The organism is Streptomyces tricolor (assembly GCF_002155905.1).
In the GTDB taxonomy this organism is placed as follows: Bacteria; Actinomycetota; Actinomycetes; order Streptomycetales; family Streptomycetaceae; genus Streptomyces; species Streptomyces tricolor.
The window spans coordinates 226-16,356 of record NZ_MUMF01000204.1; the positions used below are offsets into that span (position 1 = coordinate 226).

Sequence of the window (16,131 nt, forward strand, 5' to 3'; positions counted from 1 at the left end):
CCGGCGGCCTTGGCGAGCTTGGCCTGCTCGTTGTTGATGGCCTTGATCTGCGCCGGTGTCGCGGACGCGAGCGACGCCGCGACCGCAGAGCCCTGCTCAACTCCGGCCTGGGCGATCTGCTGGAGCAGGTCCGAGCGGACGCCCTTCTTCTTCAGCGCCGCGAGGTTCTTCGCGAACAGCTCGGCGGCCTTCCTGCCCCGCTGAAGGCGGGCCAGGATCCCCTCCGGGGACTGCGAGCCGGACTGCCCGGTGATGTTCGCCGCGTCGAGGATGCCCTTCCGTACGTCCGCGGCCAGCTTGTCCCGGGCAGCGACCTGGTCGGCGAGCTTCTTCTGCGCGTCCTTCAGCCGCGCGGCCACCCTCTCCTCGTCCCGGGCGAGACGGAGGAGCTGCTTGGTGCCGGCCGAGACGATGCCGAGCGCCCTCGTCCGGGCCCGGCCGGGCTTCAGCCCGTCGGCGATGATGTCGGCGAGCTTGCCCGAGGCGGCCTTGACCTGCTTCTCCGAGCCGGTCAGCCCCTCGATCAGACCGCGCGCGATCCACCGGCCCTGAGCGGCGGTCACCCGGCTCGGGCTGTGGATCCCCAAGGCCTTGGCGATCGGGCCGGGGATCGCCGACTTCGCCCAGCTGATCAGCTGCGACTTGAGCCAGCTGCCCATGGACTTGATGCCGTTCCACAGGCCCTGCACGACTGCAGCACCTTTGGAGACCAGCAGCCCGCCCAGGTTGCCGATCGCCTTCGAGATCCGCCCCGGCAGGCCGACCATGTAAGCCACCAGCGCGAGGGCCTTCGCCACCGCCGCGGCCCGCATGCTGCCGAACGCGGATGACGCGCGGCCGACGAGGACCGGGCCGAGGGCGGCGAGCGCCGAGCCGGTGCGGCCAGGCAGACCAGCCAGCCACGCCAGCAGCGCGGCCAGCTTGGCCACCGCCCAGTCCTTGGCCTGACCGAAGTAGCCGCTCACCTGGCCGGGGATCTGTCCCAGACCGGAGATCGTGTTGAGGACGCTGTCCTTCGCCGACGAGACCTTGCCGACGACCCAGTCCCAGGCGGCGAGCGTCCCGCCTCTGACCTCGTCCCAGTAGCCGAGGACCAGCACAACCAGGGCGCCGATCGCGAGGCCGATCCAGCCGATCGGGCCGAGCGCCATCACCCAGGCCGCGGCCATCCGGCCGCCCGCGATCAGCGCCTGCACGCCCAGGGTGACGATCACCGGCAGGAGCACGGCGCCGATCACCACGGCGGCGGCCTTGACCTCGCCCTCGTGGCCCTGGAGGAAGCTGTAGAAGCCCATCAGGCCGGGGATCACGGTGGTGCCGAGGAAGTCCACGACGCCCTGCTGCATGCCGCGTTTGAACTGCTCGACCTTGGCGCCGGCGTTGTCCCGCAGGCTGTCGCCCATCCGGTCCGCGGCGCCGCCGACCTGCCCGAGGGTGTCGGTCGCCTTGGACGGGTCGAGCGAGAAGAGAGCCCTTTGGACGTCCTCCGACTTCGTGCCGAACAGGGCAAGAGCGATCGCCTGCCGGTCGCTCTCGCTTCCCACCCCGCGCAGCCCATCGAAGACCTTGTCCAGAGCAGCTCGCGCCTTGGGGCCGCCTTCTGAGAAGGCCTTCTGCATGTCCGCGCCGTTGAGGCCGATCTTCTTGAACGCCTCATCGACGGTTTTGCCGCCGCCTTGGGTGATCAGGACGAGTTCCTTCAGCGAGTCGGCAACTACGTCGGTGTCTCTGGCACCGGCCTTCAGCCCCTGGCTGAGCAGGCCCGTTGCCGTGGTGCCGTCAATGCCCAACTGCCGGAAGATCGTGCTGTACTCGTTGAACGTGTCCACGATGTCGTCCGCACGCGGACCCATCTGCTGAAGGCCTGCGGTGAGCGCGTCGACCGCCTCCCGCCCGTCCTTCGCGAGACCTGTCTTGATCATCTGTCCGACGGCGTTCGCAGTCTGCCCGAGATCCAGCTCGAACGTGGTGGCGAGGTCGGCGACGTTCGTGGCGATGGACTTGAGCTGCGCGTTCGTGGCGTCCTGCGGAGCGATACCCGCCCGCATGACCGCGCTGATCGCATCTGCGGCAGTCTGGAAGTCGGCGGTGACCGCGTCCGCGTACAGCTCGCCCGCGAGCTTGCCGTATCGCTGGGCTTCGGTGGGCGTCTTGCCGAGCTGGGCCGCGAGCCTCCCGGTGATCTGGCCCTGCTCGATGGCCTGAGTGAGGCCCTGCATCAGGGCCGCGCCGATGACGCCGCCGATGATGAGTCCCTTGACCTGCTCCAGGCCGCCTTCCAGCGCGCTGGCGGCCTCGTCCCCGCCTTCTTCCGCGCCGTCCGTCGCGCCATCGCCGACGTCGTCGCCGATCCGGCGGCCGGCCGCGACGAACCTGCCGCGGGCGTCTCGCAGGCGGCCGTCGGCGCTGCGGACGATGCCGTCGCCGAGCTGCTCGCCGGCCTGTCGACCGGCGCGGTCGGCGTCGTCGCCCATGCGCTGGCCGGTCTGCCGCATCGCGTCCTCGGCGCGGCGCAGCGCGGGGTCCACCGCACGGTCGTCCACGCTGAGGATGGCGTTCAGCTCACCCACGGTCAGCGCCACGGCCGCTCACCTCCTGGCAGGTTGGGACGGATCGGGAGGCGGAGCGAAGTGACGCGCGAGACGGGACTCGGCGGAGAGCAGGCCGAGGATGCGGATCCGGAGCCAGCGCCAGGTGCGCTGCTGGAGGACGCCGGAGTCGACGTCGATGCCGTACACCTCGTGCAGGTCCGCCTCGATCAGCGCCCACTGGGCCAGGAGGCGGTCCCAGGTCAGGTCTGCGGGCGCCTCCGCTTTGCCCTTCTGCGGGGCTGGGATGCCGCCCTCGTACCACTCGTAGAGGCCGGTGACGGGGTCGTACTCGCCGCAGCCGACGCCGAGGAGTCGCGCGACGCCTGCCGACGCTCCGCCCTGTTTCTCGGTGCTTTTCCCGGCTGCTGGCCCGTCTTCCAGAACTGACGCGCGGTGTCGGCATCGGTGGTCACCCAGAACATGGCGGTCAGGGCCACGTGCTTGAAGGCGCCCCACTTCAGCTCGGTGCGCAGCTTCTCGTAGGCGCTGCCGAGACACATCCGGTACAGGTCCAGCTCCTCCTCGTCGCCGAGGACCGGGGCATCCGGCGCCTTCCCGCCGGCGGCGAGCCGGGCCGCCAGCGACGTGATCCGCTCGATCCGCAGGCCGTCCTCGGCCGACGGCTCCTCGATCCGGTAGACACGCACCTGCCCGTCCCGGCCACGCACGGGCAGCTCCAGGTACTCATCGAGGAAGGCGTCGAGCGTCTCGAAGGTGTTGCCGCCGCTCATGCGGCGACCGGGTTGGTGATGAGCTGGAGCGGGCCGGTGCCGGTCAGGGTCAGCTCGACCTGGTCCAGGGCGGTGTACTCGCCGCCGGACGGCGCCCAGGTGACCAGCGCGGTGCCCTCGTACGCCTCCGGGAGCCCGTTGCGGTCGAAGTAGCGGACGTGGATCTCGCTGGCACTGCCAGAGGAGAAAGCCGCGAGCCGGATCGCCTCGTGGGTGGGGTGGTACACCTTTGTCTGGTCGTTGACCTTGCGGTTGATCGTGACGCCCAGTTCCCAGCTCTGGCCCGTCTTGGTGTTCTCGGCCCAGCCTTCGGAGTCGTAGCTGCTGGAGTCCTCGATGTTCGGCTCGGCGGCCGGCGTGAAGCTGGTGATGCCGGGCACCAGCTGCCAGTCGCTGCCGTCCTTCGCGCTGGACATGTCGATCTCCAGCCGCCAGCGGCGGGCGAGAGCCGTGATGGGCGTGGGGGTGGACATGGCGTCCTCCTAGTCGTTCAGGTAGGGCCCGGACCGCACGGTCCGGAGGTAGTAGTTCGCGGTCAGCTCCATGCGGCCCCGGTCGTCCTGGCCGATCCACGCCTGCGACTGCCGCCACGACAGGGCCACGTGGACGCCCGCGACCTGGTAGTGCTGCCGGTTGTGCAGTGCCGAGAAGACGTCGGCGGCGAGCTGCACCAGGTCGGTCGGGTCCGTGCCCGCGCGCATGCGCACCTGGATCCCGGTGATTGCGTCCGTGGTGTCGTCGTCGGCGACCGGGTACGGCGTCAGGCCGACGATCCGGTCCGGGCCGTCCGGCACCCGGCCGAGCACGATGCCCGTACCGTCGGCCGGTAGGACGTCATCGGGCGCGTAGGTGCCGATGCCCTCGGTGGCCAAGAGCACGGCGATGCCCTGGAGAAGGTCGACGTCGTGGGTGCTGCTCACCGCGAGGCCCGCCGGATCTCTGCGGCGAGGATGGCGGCCACCTCAGCGCGGGCGGCGTTGAGCGGCCCTTCCAGGTACTTGGCCTGCCGGCCGGGCGCGTGCCTGTAGTCGAGCCGCTCGTGCTGGACGACGGCGTACGGGGTGTCGTAGCTGACCATCGCGGTCAACGACGGCGGATCGACGCTCGCCGTCCCGGACCGCTGAAGCGCCGCCTCGTCCAGCGGCACTACCTGGTCCGCCTCGGCCAGGACGTGCTCCGCGGCGAGGTACAGCCCGCGAGCGGCCCCTTGACGCAGCTCGCGTGTCGCAGGCCCGGAGTCGAAGCGGAGTCGGAAGCTCTGCGGCACGGCGGCCCCCTATTCGAGTTGGATCTCCACGTGGTCAGGGGTGGGCAGGCCGGCGCCGTCCCGCTGCTTGGTCTGGATGACCTTGGTGACCCGGCCGCCGGGCAGCGTCACCCGCGAGAACGCCGGCGCGGTCGTGCCCGGGTCGGCGTACGCGGTCGACGTCGAGGTGACGTCCTCGCCGCCCGGGGAACGCACGCCGCGGGTCTGCTCGTCCAGGAAGCACCGCACGACCACAGGAGGCCCGTACGAGGGTCCCTTGCTGGTGTCGCCCAGGTACGGCTCGACGGTGATCCGGTGGCGCATCAGGAAGCGCGGAATCAGCACGACGTGGTCACCGCGCCCATACGGAAGATGTCCGGAGTCAGGTCCGGGCTGAGCAGCGCGTCCCAGGCTTCCGGCGCGAGCTGCCGGGCCGGGGCGTCTCCTCCGGACACCGCCGTCACTGAGCGGCCGAGCTGGACGGAGCCGATGGCGATCGAGCCCCAGCCGACCGCGTCCGCGCCGGACGGTTCGCCGACGTGGTCCCACCAGCTGACCTGGGCACAGACAGCGTCCCGGAACGCAGCGACGACCAGCGGGTGGGTCGGCGAACCCGCCGGGTCGACGTCGTACTGGCAGTACCGCAGGACCAGCCGCTCCAGCATCCGCGACGCCGTACCCAGTCGGCTGCCGGTGCCGGCCGGCGCCGGGGACGTCCCGGTGTACTCCTCGTACTGTGCGACCGTCGCGTAGACGCGGCTTGCCATGGGCTGGTCCTCCTCTGCGGTGGCCTGCTACGCGGAGGTCCCCACGATGCAGATGTCGTACGTGACCGTGCTGCCACCGCCCGAGTTGGCCAGGCGGAGGACGTCGCCGGTGGACGCGGTCACGCTGTAGGCCGTGGCGTCCGCCGACCCGGCGATGGCGGCGAACACTGCGCCGGGCCGCAGGGTGAGCGTGCCGGTGGCGTTCAGGAGTGTGGCCCAGGCGTTGCTGGCCGGATTGCCGATCACGACGTTGTTCGTGTTCCCCACGTCGGCCGCGATGACCAGGCCCTTGATCTTGGCGTAGGTGATCGTGCCGCCGAAGGCGTCGGTGAGCACGCCGGCCAGGTCGAGGTCGTCCGTGCCGTTCGCCGCGATGGTCCGGCGCGCGGTGTACGCCTTGTCGGCCTTCCCGGCCCCGGTGCCTGAGGCGAGCGTCACCGCCCGCGAGAGGCCGGCCGGGAGCCGGGCCGTGCCGAGTCCGGATGGGCCGGTCAGCTCGGTGAACGCGCTGACGGCGAGAGTGCTGGAGAGCCCCATCAGCTACGCCTCCTCGCCGCCGTACTTGGCGATGAGCAGCTCCTTGGTGAGCTGCGGGATCTCCTGCCGCTCCTCGTCGGACACCGCCCGCTTCAGGGCGTACTCCACCCACTCGCCCTTGGACGCCGACTTGGCCGGCGGATCACCGGCCTCCTCCTGCTGCTCCTCGGCCTTCGCCTGCTCCTGGGCGCGAGGACTGGCCGGGTCGGTCGGGGCGGTTCCCGGCGAGGCCTGCGGCCGCGACAGGACGCCATCGGGGCGGGCCGGGCCGGGCGTCTCGTCGTCGCGGAGGCGTTCCCAGTTCGCGAGCGCGTCCAGTCGGGCGTCCTCGGTGTCCCGCTCGACCACGTCGCCGGTGTTCTCGTTGCGGTAGCGGATCATGCCTGGTCAGCTCCCTTGATCAGGACGGCCCTGTTTGCGTCGAGGGTCTTGGTGCCGTACAGGCAGTCGACGGAGACGACGGTCTGCTTGTACTTGATGTCGTAGTCGTAGACCACGCGCAGCGCGAACCCCTCGAAGTCCATGATCGCGGCGTCCTGCGCGCCCGGCGGGATCTCCAGCGTCCGAGTGACCAGCGCGAACGCGGTGCGGTGGAACGCGACGTCCACCTCGGTGGTCGGCTGGCCGGTAGTCGGGTTGGCCGCCGGTCCGGCGATGTTCTGCGACATGTACGGGTCGAATCCGGAGGCCTGCGCGCCGAACTGCGCCTGGGTCAGCCCCACCGTGGAGCCGCGCTCGTTCGCCGCGCGCCAGATCTTCTCGGCCATCCAGCGGGCCTTGGTGCGCGGGCCCACGACGACGCGCCGCTCGTCCTGCGGGACGTTCTTGGTGTCGAGGATCGCGCCGGCCTCGATGAGGACGCGGGAGTCCGACCACGGGTAGTGCCCGTCGGTGTAGTTGTGGTTCTCGCCGTCCGCGTTCTCAGCGACCGCGCCCACTTCTTGGGTGATGTCGTCGCGCAGGGCGAGGAGGTCGCGATCGATCTTCTCGCTAATGGCCTTCATCATCGGGTCCAGCAGCTGCACGCCGAAGTCGTTGATCTCCAGGGTGAGCTGCTCCGTCGTGACCGGGACGCTGACGTCGGCGAAGTGGTTCAGCGTGACGGGAATGCCGGTCTCGGTCGCGTTCTGCGTGACGATGCCGGTGGCCCGGTTGAACTCGTTGGCCGTGAACACCGCGGGCTTGCGCACCGTGATGGTGTCGCCCTGCCGGCCCTGGAAGTCGGGCTCGAAGTCGCGGTGCACGAGCTGCGCCATGGTGGTCGTCTCGTACAGCGTGGCGAGCGCCCTCGTGGCGATCTGGTCGGGGGTGAGGAAGGTGTTGGCCACAAGGGCCTCCCATCAGGTTCGGAGGCTCAGCGGCGTCCCTTGCGGTACGCCTCGCGCTGCGCCTCGATGGTGTTCTTCGACTTGGGCTTCTCCGAGCTGCCGGAGAAGTCGCCGCTGCTGCGCGGAGGCGCGCTCGCGGCCTTGAGCTTGGGGTTGTCTGCGACCGCGGCCTTGATGGCGGCGGTGACCTTCTTCGTGAACTCCTCGTCGGTCGGATCGAGGTCGGCGATGGAACGCAGGAACGCCCGGGAGTCGGTGAGCGCCTCGGGGTCCGCGCCGTGCTTGGACGCGCCCCGGTACACCGCCAGCTCGATCGCCGTCTCCCGGTGAGCGGCCGTGGCCTTCTCGATCTGCGTGGTGAGCGCGGCCGGGTCCGGCGGGGTGTCCTTGTCGTCCTTGATCAGGCCGAGTGCCTTGCCCAGCTCCTGCACGATCTGCGTGCGCGCCTCGTCGGCGGCGGCCTTCTTCGCGTTGGTGCGGGCCTTCGCGGCGTCCGCGTTCGCCGTCTTCAGCTCCTTCCGGAGCCGGGCGATCGTGGCGGCCGGGTCCTCCTCGGCGTCCTTCTTCGCGGGCGGCTTCGGCTTGGGCTTGTCGTCCTTGGCCCCGTCGTCGCCCTGGCCGTCGTCGCCGGTCCCGTCGGCAGCGTCGTCACCAGTGTCGGAGTCGTCCGTGCCGCCGTCGTCACCGCTGTCGCCGCTGTCGGATCCGGAGTCGCCTCCGTCCCCGCCGTCGGCGTACAGATACGGGTCGAAAGGGCCCGTGGCGTACGGATGTGCCCAGCCAGCGCGGGCCAGCCTGGGAACAGTTCGCTTCTGCATGTGTGCACTCCTGGTGCGCATCGGAAAGGCCCGCGCCTGGCGGACCGGAAATCGGTACGAGCGCCCGCGCCTGGCGGGAGATCGTTTAACGTGCCGCTATGGGAGTTCAGGTGAAGTTCAACAGCGACAAGATCGACGAAGACGGCCGCTTCGAGGACGGTGAGGGGCGGGAATACCGCTACTCCGTCGGTGACAACGGCGCGCTTCTCATATGGGAGAAGGAGGCTGGCGGCTACATCGACAAGAAGGCCGAGCCGTTCGTGACCTACGGACCGGCTGCCTGGTTTAGCGTCGTCGGCGACGCCAAGTCCAGCCAGGACAATCCGCCTGCGAGGGTCCGCGGGCTCTAGCGGGCCGTCGTGAGCTGCTCGCGGTGCGACTTGCGCGGCAGGCTCGTGTCCGCGACCAGCTCACGAATCCGCGCCTGGTACGCGCGCACCCGCGCACGGGCGGCCGTACGCGCGGCGTTGTCCATCGCTGCGGCCTCCCGCCGCTTCCACCGCCGGATCTGCCGCTCCATGTACCGCTGCTTCTGCGTGTTCTCATAGGTGCCGCGTGACGGCTGCTGCTCCGGGATCCGGGACACACCGGGCCGGTAGGCGCTCACGCTGTGGCGGCAGTTCGGATGCATCAGCCCCGCCGCCCGTGCCTCCGGCAGTGATCCCGCCACGCGGACCGTGACCATGCGGCCGTCCTCGGCGGCGTGTTCGACCTGGACCTCGCGCCCGCCAGGCGCGCCGGTGCGAGCGAGGATCTTCCGCTCCCACGGCCGGCACAACGGGCACTCCTCCGGAGCCTGCGACACGATCACCAGGTCCACCCCGGCCGCGCCGAGCCGATCCGTGTGGGCCTCGATCGCGGCCCGGCCGAGGACCGACCGCATGGCCATCTCGACGTACGACCGCATCTCCCAAGCCCGGCCGGTCCGGTCGATGAACCCGGTGATTCCCCGGTTCGCGAACTCGTCCAGCGCGGACTGCGCGGCCTGCCGGCGGGTCTGAGCCCCCAGGGCTGGCCCGGCCGCCGCGCGGGCGACGACGGCCCGGTACGCGTCCAGCGTGGTGCGCAGGATCCGCAGGTAGACGGGCCCCGTGTCGTCCACGGCGGCCCGAGCGAGCCGGTCCACGACCGGCGCAGTCGGAACGACCTCCACAGCCCTCAGGGTCTGAGCTGCTCCCAGCGCGCCGAGTTCCGCGACGGCCGCCTGCTGCCCGCGGTCGTACGCCTCCGCGACGGCCTGGTGGATCGCGCCGGTGGCATCGGCCTGGAGAGCAGCGATGACCGCCTCGATGGCGGTCTGGAGATTGCCGACCGCGGCGAGCTTCATCTGCACCCAGGCGGGCGAGTCGATGCCCTCCGCCAGGGCCTGGCGGATCCGCTCGATGAGGACGCCTTCGGCGGCCTCGTACAAGTCGGCGACGGCGGCGGCCAAGTCCTCGGCGAGGGCCGGGGAGACGGGCACGGCCGATCACCCCCCTACGGCAGCGCGCCGGTCTGCATCGGGTCCGGCACGGCAGTGCCGTTCTCCTGCTGGATCCGCGCGACTTCGGCTTGCACCTGGGTGTCGTCCCACTCGGGGTGCGCCATACGCACGAGGGTGTCCGTCGATGCGGCCTGCGCCCGGCGCAGGACGTCGACGGTGTTCGCCAGCGACAGCGGATCCTCCTGGACGGAGTCCTCGAACTCCACCGTCGGCCGCTGCGGCACCACGTTGCTGCCGAACACCTCCCGGTCCACCGCCAGCAGCGCCTCGATGACGTGCGCCAGCGCCGGCCGCCACCGCAGCACCTTTCGGCCGCGCGTCGTCATCGACCGGCGCTCCCGGGCGTTGACCTCGGTGGCCGTCACAGCGACGTCGCCACCGATGCCGAAGGTCTGGCCCGAGTAGCCGGCAGACCGAAGGATCTGGTTCACCAGGTCCTCGGCCGTGTCCCGGTGCTCCTGCACCCTGATGGCGAACTGGACCGCGGTGAGCTGGCTGCTGGCGTCGGCACGGGCCAGCATGTCCAGCCCGGCAAAGACCTCCTGGTCAGGGTTCCACGATGCGCCGCGCCCGGGTCCGTGGGACTGGAGGTAGGCGTTCGGTGTGATGACGCGGCCCTTGCCGATGCGGATGTCCCGCATCCAGCTGGAGTAGGTCTCGTCCAGGGCGTCCATGAGCGGCTCGACGCCGTCGAGGTCGCTGCGGCCGAGGTCCTGGAGACGCGGCTTGGAGCGCCAGCGGCGGGAGGACTGGTTCGGGATGTAAGCGACGTCGAGGCCGGCGTACCCGGTGGGGATCGCACCGTCCTCGTTGACGTCGGCGGCGAAGGGCGCGGTAGCCGGGTTGTCCTCAAGCGGCACGGGCCGACCGAGGTTGTCCTTGGTGCCCTGGTAGAGGCCGTGCAGGATGACCCCAGGCTCGTGCCGTTCCAGGTGCCGCCAGACCTGGCCGTCTGCCTCGCCGACGATGCGCCAGAAGGTGACGGCGGCGAGCCTGCTCCATCGGAACTCGGGGATGGCGCGGTCGGCGTGGACGGCGTCGATCCATGGTCGGTCAGCGATGTCGGTGTCGTAGACGGGCCGGAGGTATACGCCGCCGAGCGCGGCGCCGACTTCGGCGGCGGTTTGCAGGGTGGCGAGCAGGCCGTCGTCGGTCAGCTGGTCCAACCGGTCCTGGGTGTCCTTGTCGTCCACGACGAACATGGGCGGCTCGCTGAACAGTAGGTCGGCTGAGCCGCCGCACAGGTCCCCGGCGAGCGGCACATGCAGCTTCGTGCGCCGTTCGCCGGGCGCCGTGGGTGTACCCCACCACCAGCGAGCGATCCGGCCGACCACACCGCCGGCGAACTGAAGCCGTTTCGGGTCGGGGCCGCCGCCGGTGCTGCCCCCGTACAGCTGCTCCAGGCGGTCAGGATCGCCGGACCACCAGGTGTCCCAGGTGTGCATGGCGTCCAAGGCCGGGGCGAGGTATGGGGGCGGCCAGGCGATGTCACCCGTGGGCAGCGGCATCCGGCACCTCCTCGTCGTCCGTGGGCAGGCTGTCCAGTCCGTCGGCGGATGCCCGCAGCACAGCGGCCACGGCCGACCTGATGTCGACCTCCGTGTCCTTGCCTACTTCGACCTCCACCCACCCGACTTCGAGGGGCTCGGCGTTGCTGCCGACTTGGAGGTAGACGGGCAGGCGCACGATCGGACCGGTCATGCGGCCACCTCCAGTCTGGTCGGCATGTGCGGCCGCCACAGGGCCTCGGTCGTCCGCACCCCATACCGGAGCGCGTCACAGCTGTGGTCGTCCTGCTTGATGGGCTTGTCCTCACCGCGTTCCGCGGCGTCGTCGTCCCAGGAGTAGCCCGGGATTTCCTCGATCAGGCCAGTGGCCGACGGGTGGATGCGCAGCCGGTCCCCGGCGAGCAGGCTGGAGACCGTGCGGATCCCGTCCACGACCGAGTTGTCCGCAGCCGTCACTCCGGACACGCCATCGCGGTGCAGCTGCTCGATGTACGACGCGGCCGACGGGTCGACAATCGTCCACTCCGGCTGCACACCCACGACGTTCGTGGTCGGCTGCGGCACGGCAGCCAGCCAGCGGCGCCGCGCCAGGCTGTACTCGGCGTCGGTCATCTTGCGCCGTTCAGCGCGCGAGTCCCAACGGTACTCCGACACCACGTACAGCCGCTGGTCGGAACCGAGGCCGAGCAGCAGGTCGGCATACGGGTTGGTCGTGCCGTAGTCGATCGCGTCGCACAGCCAGCGGTCGATCCGCGGGAGGTCTGCGGTGATGTGCCGCTCCGGGTCGAACGCCTCGTAGATCGCGCCCTCGGCTTGCACCCAGTGTCCGAGGATGTTCCGCCGGTAGAAGAGCCCGGTGTAGGTGGTCTTCAGGAAGGCTACGTATTGCGGGTCGAGGTACGGGTTGTCGTCCAGGGTGAAGTGCCACGAGCGCAGCCCGGTCTCGGCCGGCCGCTTCAGGTACTCCTTGCGGAACCAGTGCGCGGGGTTGTCCGGGTTCGTCGTGGTGAACACCCGTGCACCGGTGACGGAGCAACGGGCGAGGAGCTGGTCAAAGAACGTCTTCGGCAGCGTCGTCGCCTCGTCCACGTAGGCGCCCGAGCAGGTCATACCGCGGACCTTCGGCTCGGCCTTCGCGTCGTTCGCGCCGAGGACATGCACGACGCGGCCCATGATGTAGGCGATCGGTGCACCCGGGTTGTACTTGATCTGCTTGGAGAGCTTTCCGAAGATCTCCGGGTTGGTCAGCGGCTGGATCACGTTGCGGTACAGCGAGTCGCGGGTGCGGCCCACCATCACCAGTTCGCCGCCGGTCGGGGCGTCCGCGACGAACGCGAGCCAGCAGATCAGCGAAGCGATCGTCTTCCCGGAACGGACGCTGCCCTCCCACGCATTGATGCGTGCCGTCGCCTCGACCACCGAGATGATCTGCTTTCGGGACAGCGGCAGCGCATCAAGGAGACTCACCCTCCGCCTCCCCGTTGGCGGCCTCCTCGGTGACGGCCTGGTCGTACGCCGCTTTCAGGCCGACCATCAGCTGGCCGAGCATCGAGCGCGCGTCCTCGGCGCCGGAGTCCTCGGCCGGCGGTACGAGCTTCAGAGACTTCTCCAGAGCGATGCCGGCCGCGGCCATCAGGTTCTTCTTGTCGATCGCGGGCGGCTCGTCCACGTGCTCGTAGGCGTACGTGTTCTCCTTGCCGCCGAAGTTGTAGATGACGGCGGGTTCCCACATGGACTGGGTGAGCTTGAGGGCGTCCAGGTGGAGGTCGATCGCGGTCTCGGCGCGCAGTGCGGCGAGCTGGGCGACGCGGTGCCGGGTGGCTTCCTCGGTCATCGTGACGTCGAAGACGAGGCCGAGTTCGGCGGCGATCACACTGACGGTGCGGGGGCCGCGGCCCATCTCGCGGGCGATGGCGTTGCGGCCGAGGCCCTGGGCGTGGAGGCGCCGGACCTCGTCGTAGTCAGCTTCGGTGACGGGCCGCTGGTCCTTGCGGAGACCGTTCTTGCGGGGCGGGTTGGGCACGGCTGCCTCCTCCCGGACATGCGAAGGCCCGGCCGTCGTGGGCCGGGCCTGGTGCGGTACGGGTCAGACCTTGCAGAAGCCGAGGCCCTTCAGCGCCTCGTTGATCTGCTTGCCCTGCGCCTCGGTGGTGGTGACGTCCTTGTACGTGAAGCGCTGAGCTGCGGACCAATCCGCCTTGCTGCTGCCGCCGTTGATGGCGGAGCACTGGTTGCGTGCGGCGTCGATGGCCTTGTCCTCGTACTTCACGATGTCCGGGTTCGCCGCAGCGAGGGCCCGGAGCAGCTCCTCGCGCGTGGCGCCGGTCGGCTTCGGCGGGATGCCGGCGGCCTGCTCGGCAGCGCTCCAGTCGGGACTGGGTGTCTTCGAGGCCTTCGGACTCGGGGCGCTCTCAGTGCTGGAGTCGCTGCTTGACGAGCAGGCGGTGAGCGCGAGCGCGGAAGCCGCGGTGATGACGGCGGCGGTGATGCGGATGTTCATGTCCCCCCTAGGACCTATGTGGCTGAGGGGACATCATGCCGGACGCTTCACGTCTGTTTCCGGGCATGCCAGATCTGCGGCCCATAGTGAGGCATGATCGGCTTCAACGTCAAGCTGGGTTGAGGTTGTCGCGCGGGCGGCAGGCCTGGGGGGTTGGCGTCGCCGTTAGGGCCGTTCGGTGCAAGGCGACGGCCCCGCCCGGACGAGCCGGAGCGGGGCCGCTGTACGTCTGCGCGGCAGCCATACGGGGGAGGCGGGGTCGTACTCCACAACCCCCGCCCGGAAGACCGGGCCGCACGGCTGCCGCTGGCCGAAACGCTACGCCCCACATGGCGCGAATGTCACTACCGCGTACGCGATCAAACCCCCTGCTCCGTGACGTCGGTGATCTCCACAGACACCTTCGTACCCGCCGAAGCCGTACTGATCATTGACGGCCGGTAGTTCAAGCTGGTCTGGTTCGACAGCTCAGCCGTCTCGATGACCGGGCCAGACTCGTCGCCGCGAATCTCGTAGGTGATCTCGTACACGGCGTCCGGGTCGATGCTGCCACTATCACCCACGAGGGTCAGCGTCGGCTCGACCGTCATGTTGCAGCCCGCCGACCCGAAGCACTGCCGCTTGGTGGTGCGCAACGAGATCGTGAAGTTGGCCGCCGTCACCTCGGCGTACGTCGGCTCCGGGTCCTCCTCGGTGGCAGTCGCCGCTTCCTCGGCCGGGGTGCTCGTTGTCGCGGTGGCCGTCGGCTTGCTGTCGTCATTGCTGGACTGCACGACCACGACGCCAGTGCCGATGACAGCCGCGATGACGGCAGCTGCTGAGCCGATGATGACGAGGTGGGTTCGGGACTTCTTCGGTGCCGGCGGCGGGGGCGGCGGGAAGCTCGGGGTCGGCGGTGTGGGCGTGGTGTCGCTCATGGGTCCCCCCCAGGGATCGTGCGGTGTGTGGGCATCATGCGTGTGCGCGTACTCGGTGTGAGGTGGGTGTGGTCAACCTGTGACCCAAATGAGTGGCCCCGCCGTCGACGGGGGGCGACAGCGGGGCGCAGCACCCAGTGTGGCAGGGCGTCAGCTCTCCTGCTCGTCCTTCGGCGTACCCGGCACGGGCCGCTCCTCCTGCGGGTAGTAGCCGCCGCGGGACGCCTGGTAGACGGTCTCGTGGCCCTGCAGACGCGGGTCGTCGGGCTCGATCGGCTACTTGAATCCGAGTGCCATGATGGCGGTCTCCTATCTCGTGTTCGGGATGGGTGGACCGGGGCGGCCGGCTAGCTGCCAGGCGGACGGCCGCCCCGGGTTCTAGGGGGGTCAGGCGCCGCGCTGGCGGCGCATCTCGGCGGTGATGTCCTGCTCGGTGGCTCCGAGGCCGTAGGCGCGGGTCATCGCCCGCGTCACCTGCTTCGGATCGGTGAGGCAGTCCGGGCCGCCGTGCGCGAGCACCTCGCGGGCGGCTTCCTCGATCGCGGCCTGCTTGTCCATGTCGGTTCCTCTTTTAGGTGGCCCGAGGCGGGCGCCCGGGGGGGTTTCATGCGCGGACGGTGCCGCGGCGGCGGTGGGTGTCGGCGAGGTCGTAGACGATCAGCCCGCCATCGGTGCGCACTACACGCACCCCCTTCTCGGGCCCCTCCTCGTCGGTGTCGTCGTCGTTGTCGTCGGCGGGCTGACCTGCACCGACGACACCCGGGAAGGGGTCGGCCGGGGGCGGGGAGGGGACCTCGTCCCAGCGGAGCCCGGCCGACGCCGACCGGCCGGCCATCCGCACGTCCTTGACCGCCCACCCCATCCGACGGGCCGCGGCGCGCACCGCGTCGGTGGTGGTGCCGAGGTGGTCGGCGAGGGGCTTCAGCTGGGCGTGCGGGGTGCCGATGTCCCGGACCGCGGCGACGAGTGCGACGGGGGAGACGGGCGGCGGCCCGGCCGGGGCCTGCTCGACGGCCGGCTGCGGCTGCTCCCCTTCGGCCGGCGGTTCCTCGTCCGGGGCGGCGTCGGCGGGCTCCAGCTGCGGCTGCTTCGGTGTCCAGTCCGCTCGGCCGGCGCGGTAGGCCGCCACCGTCCAGACGACGGTGCAGGCGGTCAGCAGCCACCACCAGGCGCCTGACTCGATCCGGCCGTACGCCCACCCGCCCAGGCGGACGCCGACCTTGCGGAGGATCCAGACGCCGGCGGCCAGCAGCGCCAGGCGGAGCGCCTTGTCGAACCCCGAGGCCTCCCCCACCCACGCCCGGGCGCGCCTGATCGAGCGGCGCAGCCACTGGATGGTGCGGCGCGCCCGATCGGTGGCCAGCCGTGTGCTGCCGACGGCGATCTGGTCGGCGGCGGCGCGCAGCCACTGCGCGGTGGTGGGGGCGCTCATACGAAGGTCCCGGTGGCGATCTGACCGAGGACGAGCGCACCCAGGTCGTTGGCGCCGCCGACGACGGTCTGAGCGATGACCGCGGCGGTGCCGGTGGAGATGCACAGCACGCACCCGGTGAGGACGCCCTTCTTCCACTTCCCCTTCACGGCCTTGGCGATCGACTTCCTCAGCCACCACAACGCCGCGGTCAGCGCGGTGATGACGACGGCGCCGTAGCTGTCGAGCCCCGGGGCGGAGGCGTTGGCGAGGGTGGTGCCGTCCTTGCCGGTG

At 70.5% G+C, this 16,131-nt stretch carries 22 protein-coding genes and 1 pseudogene; 1 reads left to right on the forward strand and 22 read right to left on the reverse strand.

Going from position 1 to position 16,131, the window contains the following annotated elements; genetic code table 11:
- The 12 genes from CCN44_RS15565 to CCN44_RS15620 all read right to left on the reverse strand — a co-directional run.
- The coding region (locus CCN44_RS15565; RefSeq protein ID WP_086697961.1) for a phage tail tape measure protein at positions 1-2,582 on the reverse strand (2,582 nt) is incomplete at its 3' end.
- Positions 2,583-2,588: 6 nt separating this feature from the next.
- Positions 2,589-2,738, reverse strand: coding sequence for a hypothetical protein (locus CCN44_RS15570; RefSeq protein WP_244203925.1), 150 nt, complete (start codon positions 2,736-2,738; stop codon positions 2,589-2,591).
- Positions 2,739-2,791: 53 nt separating this feature from the next.
- Positions 2,792-3,322 carry a DUF7426 family protein gene (locus CCN44_RS15575; protein WP_086697962.1) on the reverse strand — a complete coding sequence of 177 codons (531 nt, stop codon included), beginning with the start codon at positions 3,320-3,322 and terminating at the stop codon, positions 2,792-2,794.
- Complete coding sequence (locus CCN44_RS15580; RefSeq protein ID WP_086697963.1) at positions 3,319-3,795, reverse strand: phage tail tube protein; 477 nt, start codon at positions 3,793-3,795, stop codon at positions 3,319-3,321. Before CCN44_RS15580 ends, CCN44_RS15575 begins: the two co-directional genes overlap by 4 nt.
- Before the next feature lie 9 nt (positions 3,796-3,804).
- Entirely contained in the window at positions 3,805-4,242 is a 438-nt protein-coding gene (locus CCN44_RS15585; protein ID WP_086697964.1) for a minor capsid protein, read from the reverse strand.
- Positions 4,239-4,589 carry a hypothetical protein gene (locus tag CCN44_RS15590; protein ID WP_086697965.1) on the reverse strand — a complete coding sequence of 117 codons (351 nt, stop codon included), beginning with the start codon at positions 4,587-4,589 and terminating at the stop codon, positions 4,239-4,241. The genes CCN44_RS15585 and CCN44_RS15590 overlap by 4 nt, the downstream gene beginning before the upstream one ends.
- Positions 4,590-4,598: 9 nt before the next feature.
- Positions 4,599-4,913 carry a hypothetical protein gene (locus CCN44_RS15595; RefSeq protein WP_237480945.1) on the reverse strand — a complete coding sequence of 105 codons (315 nt, stop codon included), beginning with the start codon at positions 4,911-4,913 and terminating at the stop codon, positions 4,599-4,601.
- On the reverse strand, positions 4,907-5,335 hold the full coding sequence (locus CCN44_RS15600) for a hypothetical protein (protein WP_086697966.1): 429 nt from the start codon (positions 5,333-5,335) through the stop codon (positions 4,907-4,909). The genes CCN44_RS15595 and CCN44_RS15600 overlap by 7 nt, the downstream gene beginning before the upstream one ends.
- Positions 5,336-5,362: 27 nt before the next feature.
- On the reverse strand, positions 5,363-5,872 hold the full coding sequence (locus CCN44_RS15605; RefSeq protein WP_086697967.1) for a hypothetical protein: 510 nt from the start codon (positions 5,870-5,872) through the stop codon (positions 5,363-5,365).
- 3 nt (positions 5,873-5,875) lie between these two features.
- Positions 5,876-6,253 (reverse strand): hypothetical protein, encoded by a 378-nt coding sequence (locus CCN44_RS15610; protein WP_086697968.1) that lies wholly within the window; start codon positions 6,251-6,253, stop codon positions 5,876-5,878.
- Positions 6,250-7,200, reverse strand: coding sequence for a P22 phage major capsid protein family protein (locus CCN44_RS15615; RefSeq protein WP_086697969.1), 951 nt, complete (start codon positions 7,198-7,200; stop codon positions 6,250-6,252). The genes CCN44_RS15610 and CCN44_RS15615 overlap by 4 nt, the downstream gene beginning before the upstream one ends.
- A 26-nt stretch (positions 7,201-7,226) precedes the next feature.
- Positions 7,227-8,018 carry a hypothetical protein gene (locus CCN44_RS15620; RefSeq protein WP_086697970.1) on the reverse strand — a complete coding sequence of 264 codons (792 nt, stop codon included), beginning with the start codon at positions 8,016-8,018 and terminating at the stop codon, positions 7,227-7,229.
- A 110-nt stretch (positions 8,019-8,128) separates the two neighbouring features.
- Here CCN44_RS15620 and CCN44_RS15625 point away from each other — a divergent pair, with 110 nt between their 5' ends.
- Positions 8,129-8,368: a hypothetical protein gene (locus CCN44_RS15625; RefSeq protein WP_086697971.1), complete on the forward strand. Its 240-nt coding sequence runs from the start codon at positions 8,129-8,131 to the stop codon at positions 8,366-8,368.
- On the opposite strand, the gene CCN44_RS15630 is transcribed toward CCN44_RS15625, so the two are convergent.
- From CCN44_RS15630 to CCN44_RS44425, 10 genes and pseudogenes are all read right to left on the reverse strand, one after another.
- The gene (locus CCN44_RS15630) at positions 8,365-9,480 is read right to left on the reverse strand and encodes a phage minor capsid protein (protein ID WP_086697972.1); all 1,116 of its coding nucleotides are present in this window, start codon (positions 9,478-9,480) and stop codon (positions 8,365-8,367) included. The genes CCN44_RS15625 and CCN44_RS15630 overlap by 4 nt on opposite strands.
- Before the next feature lie 14 nt (positions 9,481-9,494).
- The gene (locus tag CCN44_RS15635; protein WP_086697973.1) at positions 9,495-11,009 is read right to left on the reverse strand and encodes a phage portal protein; all 1,515 of its coding nucleotides are present in this window, start codon (positions 11,007-11,009) and stop codon (positions 9,495-9,497) included.
- Positions 10,990-11,202 (reverse strand): hypothetical protein, encoded by a 213-nt coding sequence (locus tag CCN44_RS15640; RefSeq protein WP_086697974.1) that lies wholly within the window; start codon positions 11,200-11,202, stop codon positions 10,990-10,992. The genes CCN44_RS15635 and CCN44_RS15640 overlap by 20 nt, the downstream gene beginning before the upstream one ends.
- Complete coding sequence (locus tag CCN44_RS15645; RefSeq protein ID WP_086697975.1) at positions 11,199-12,476, reverse strand: PBSX family phage terminase large subunit; 1,278 nt, start codon at positions 12,474-12,476, stop codon at positions 11,199-11,201. The genes CCN44_RS15640 and CCN44_RS15645 overlap by 4 nt, the downstream gene beginning before the upstream one ends.
- The gene (locus tag CCN44_RS15650) at positions 12,463-13,032 is read right to left on the reverse strand and encodes a hypothetical protein (protein ID WP_086697976.1); all 570 of its coding nucleotides are present in this window, start codon (positions 13,030-13,032) and stop codon (positions 12,463-12,465) included. The genes CCN44_RS15645 and CCN44_RS15650 overlap by 14 nt, the downstream gene beginning before the upstream one ends.
- Positions 13,033-13,095: 63 nt before the next feature.
- Positions 13,096-13,509 (reverse strand): hypothetical protein, encoded by a 414-nt coding sequence (locus CCN44_RS15655; RefSeq protein WP_086697977.1) that lies wholly within the window; start codon positions 13,507-13,509, stop codon positions 13,096-13,098.
- A 359-nt stretch (positions 13,510-13,868) separates the two neighbouring features.
- The gene (locus CCN44_RS15660; RefSeq protein WP_086697978.1) at positions 13,869-14,426 is read right to left on the reverse strand and encodes a hypothetical protein; all 558 of its coding nucleotides are present in this window, start codon (positions 14,424-14,426) and stop codon (positions 13,869-13,871) included.
- Positions 14,427-14,813: 387 nt separating this feature from the next.
- On the reverse strand, positions 14,814-14,984 hold the full coding sequence (locus CCN44_RS44420; RefSeq protein ID WP_158103105.1) for a hypothetical protein: 171 nt from the start codon (positions 14,982-14,984) through the stop codon (positions 14,814-14,816).
- Between the two features lie 46 nt (positions 14,985-15,030).
- The gene (locus tag CCN44_RS15665) at positions 15,031-15,858 is read right to left on the reverse strand and encodes a hypothetical protein (protein ID WP_086697979.1); all 828 of its coding nucleotides are present in this window, start codon (positions 15,856-15,858) and stop codon (positions 15,031-15,033) included.
- A pseudogene (locus CCN44_RS44425) lies at positions 15,855-16,131 on the reverse strand (hypothetical protein); the annotation flags it as partial. The pseudogene CCN44_RS44425 and the gene CCN44_RS15665, both read right to left, overlap by 4 nt.

Coding starts and splice junctions, on each gene's coding strand:
- CCN44_RS15575 (WP_086697962.1), bottom strand. CDS start 3,322: ATGAGCGGCGGCAACACCTTCGAGACGCTCGACGCCTTCCTCGATGAG.
- CCN44_RS15580 (WP_086697963.1), bottom strand. CDS start 3,795: ATGTCCACCCCCACGCCCATCACGGCTCTCGCCCGCCGCTGGCGGCTG.
- CCN44_RS15600 (WP_086697966.1), bottom strand. CDS start 5,335: ATGGCAAGCCGCGTCTACGCGACGGTCGCACAGTACGAGGAGTACACC.
- CCN44_RS15605 (WP_086697967.1), bottom strand. CDS start 5,872: ATGGGGCTCTCCAGCACTCTCGCCGTCAGCGCGTTCACCGAGCTGACC.
- CCN44_RS15610 (WP_086697968.1), bottom strand. CDS start 6,253: ATGATCCGCTACCGCAACGAGAACACCGGCGACGTGGTCGAGCGGGAC.
- CCN44_RS15620 (WP_086697970.1), bottom strand. CDS start 8,018: ATGCAGAAGCGAACTGTTCCCAGGCTGGCCCGCGCTGGCTGGGCACAT.
- CCN44_RS15635 (WP_086697973.1), bottom strand. CDS start 11,009: ATGCCGCTGCCCACGGGTGACATCGCCTGGCCGCCCCCATACCTCGCC.
- CCN44_RS15640 (WP_086697974.1), bottom strand. CDS start 11,202: ATGACCGGTCCGATCGTGCGCCTGCCCGTCTACCTCCAAGTCGGCAGC.
- CCN44_RS15655 (WP_086697977.1), bottom strand. CDS start 13,509: ATGAACATCCGCATCACCGCCGCCGTCATCACCGCGGCTTCCGCGCTC.
- CCN44_RS15660 (WP_086697978.1), bottom strand. CDS start 14,426: ATGAGCGACACCACGCCCACACCGCCGACCCCGAGCTTCCCGCCGCCC.
- CCN44_RS44420 (WP_158103105.1), bottom strand. CDS start 14,984: ATGGACAAGCAGGCCGCGATCGAGGAAGCCGCCCGCGAGGTGCTCGCG.
- CCN44_RS15665 (WP_086697979.1), bottom strand. CDS start 15,858: ATGAGCGCCCCCACCACCGCGCAGTGGCTGCGCGCCGCCGCCGACCAG.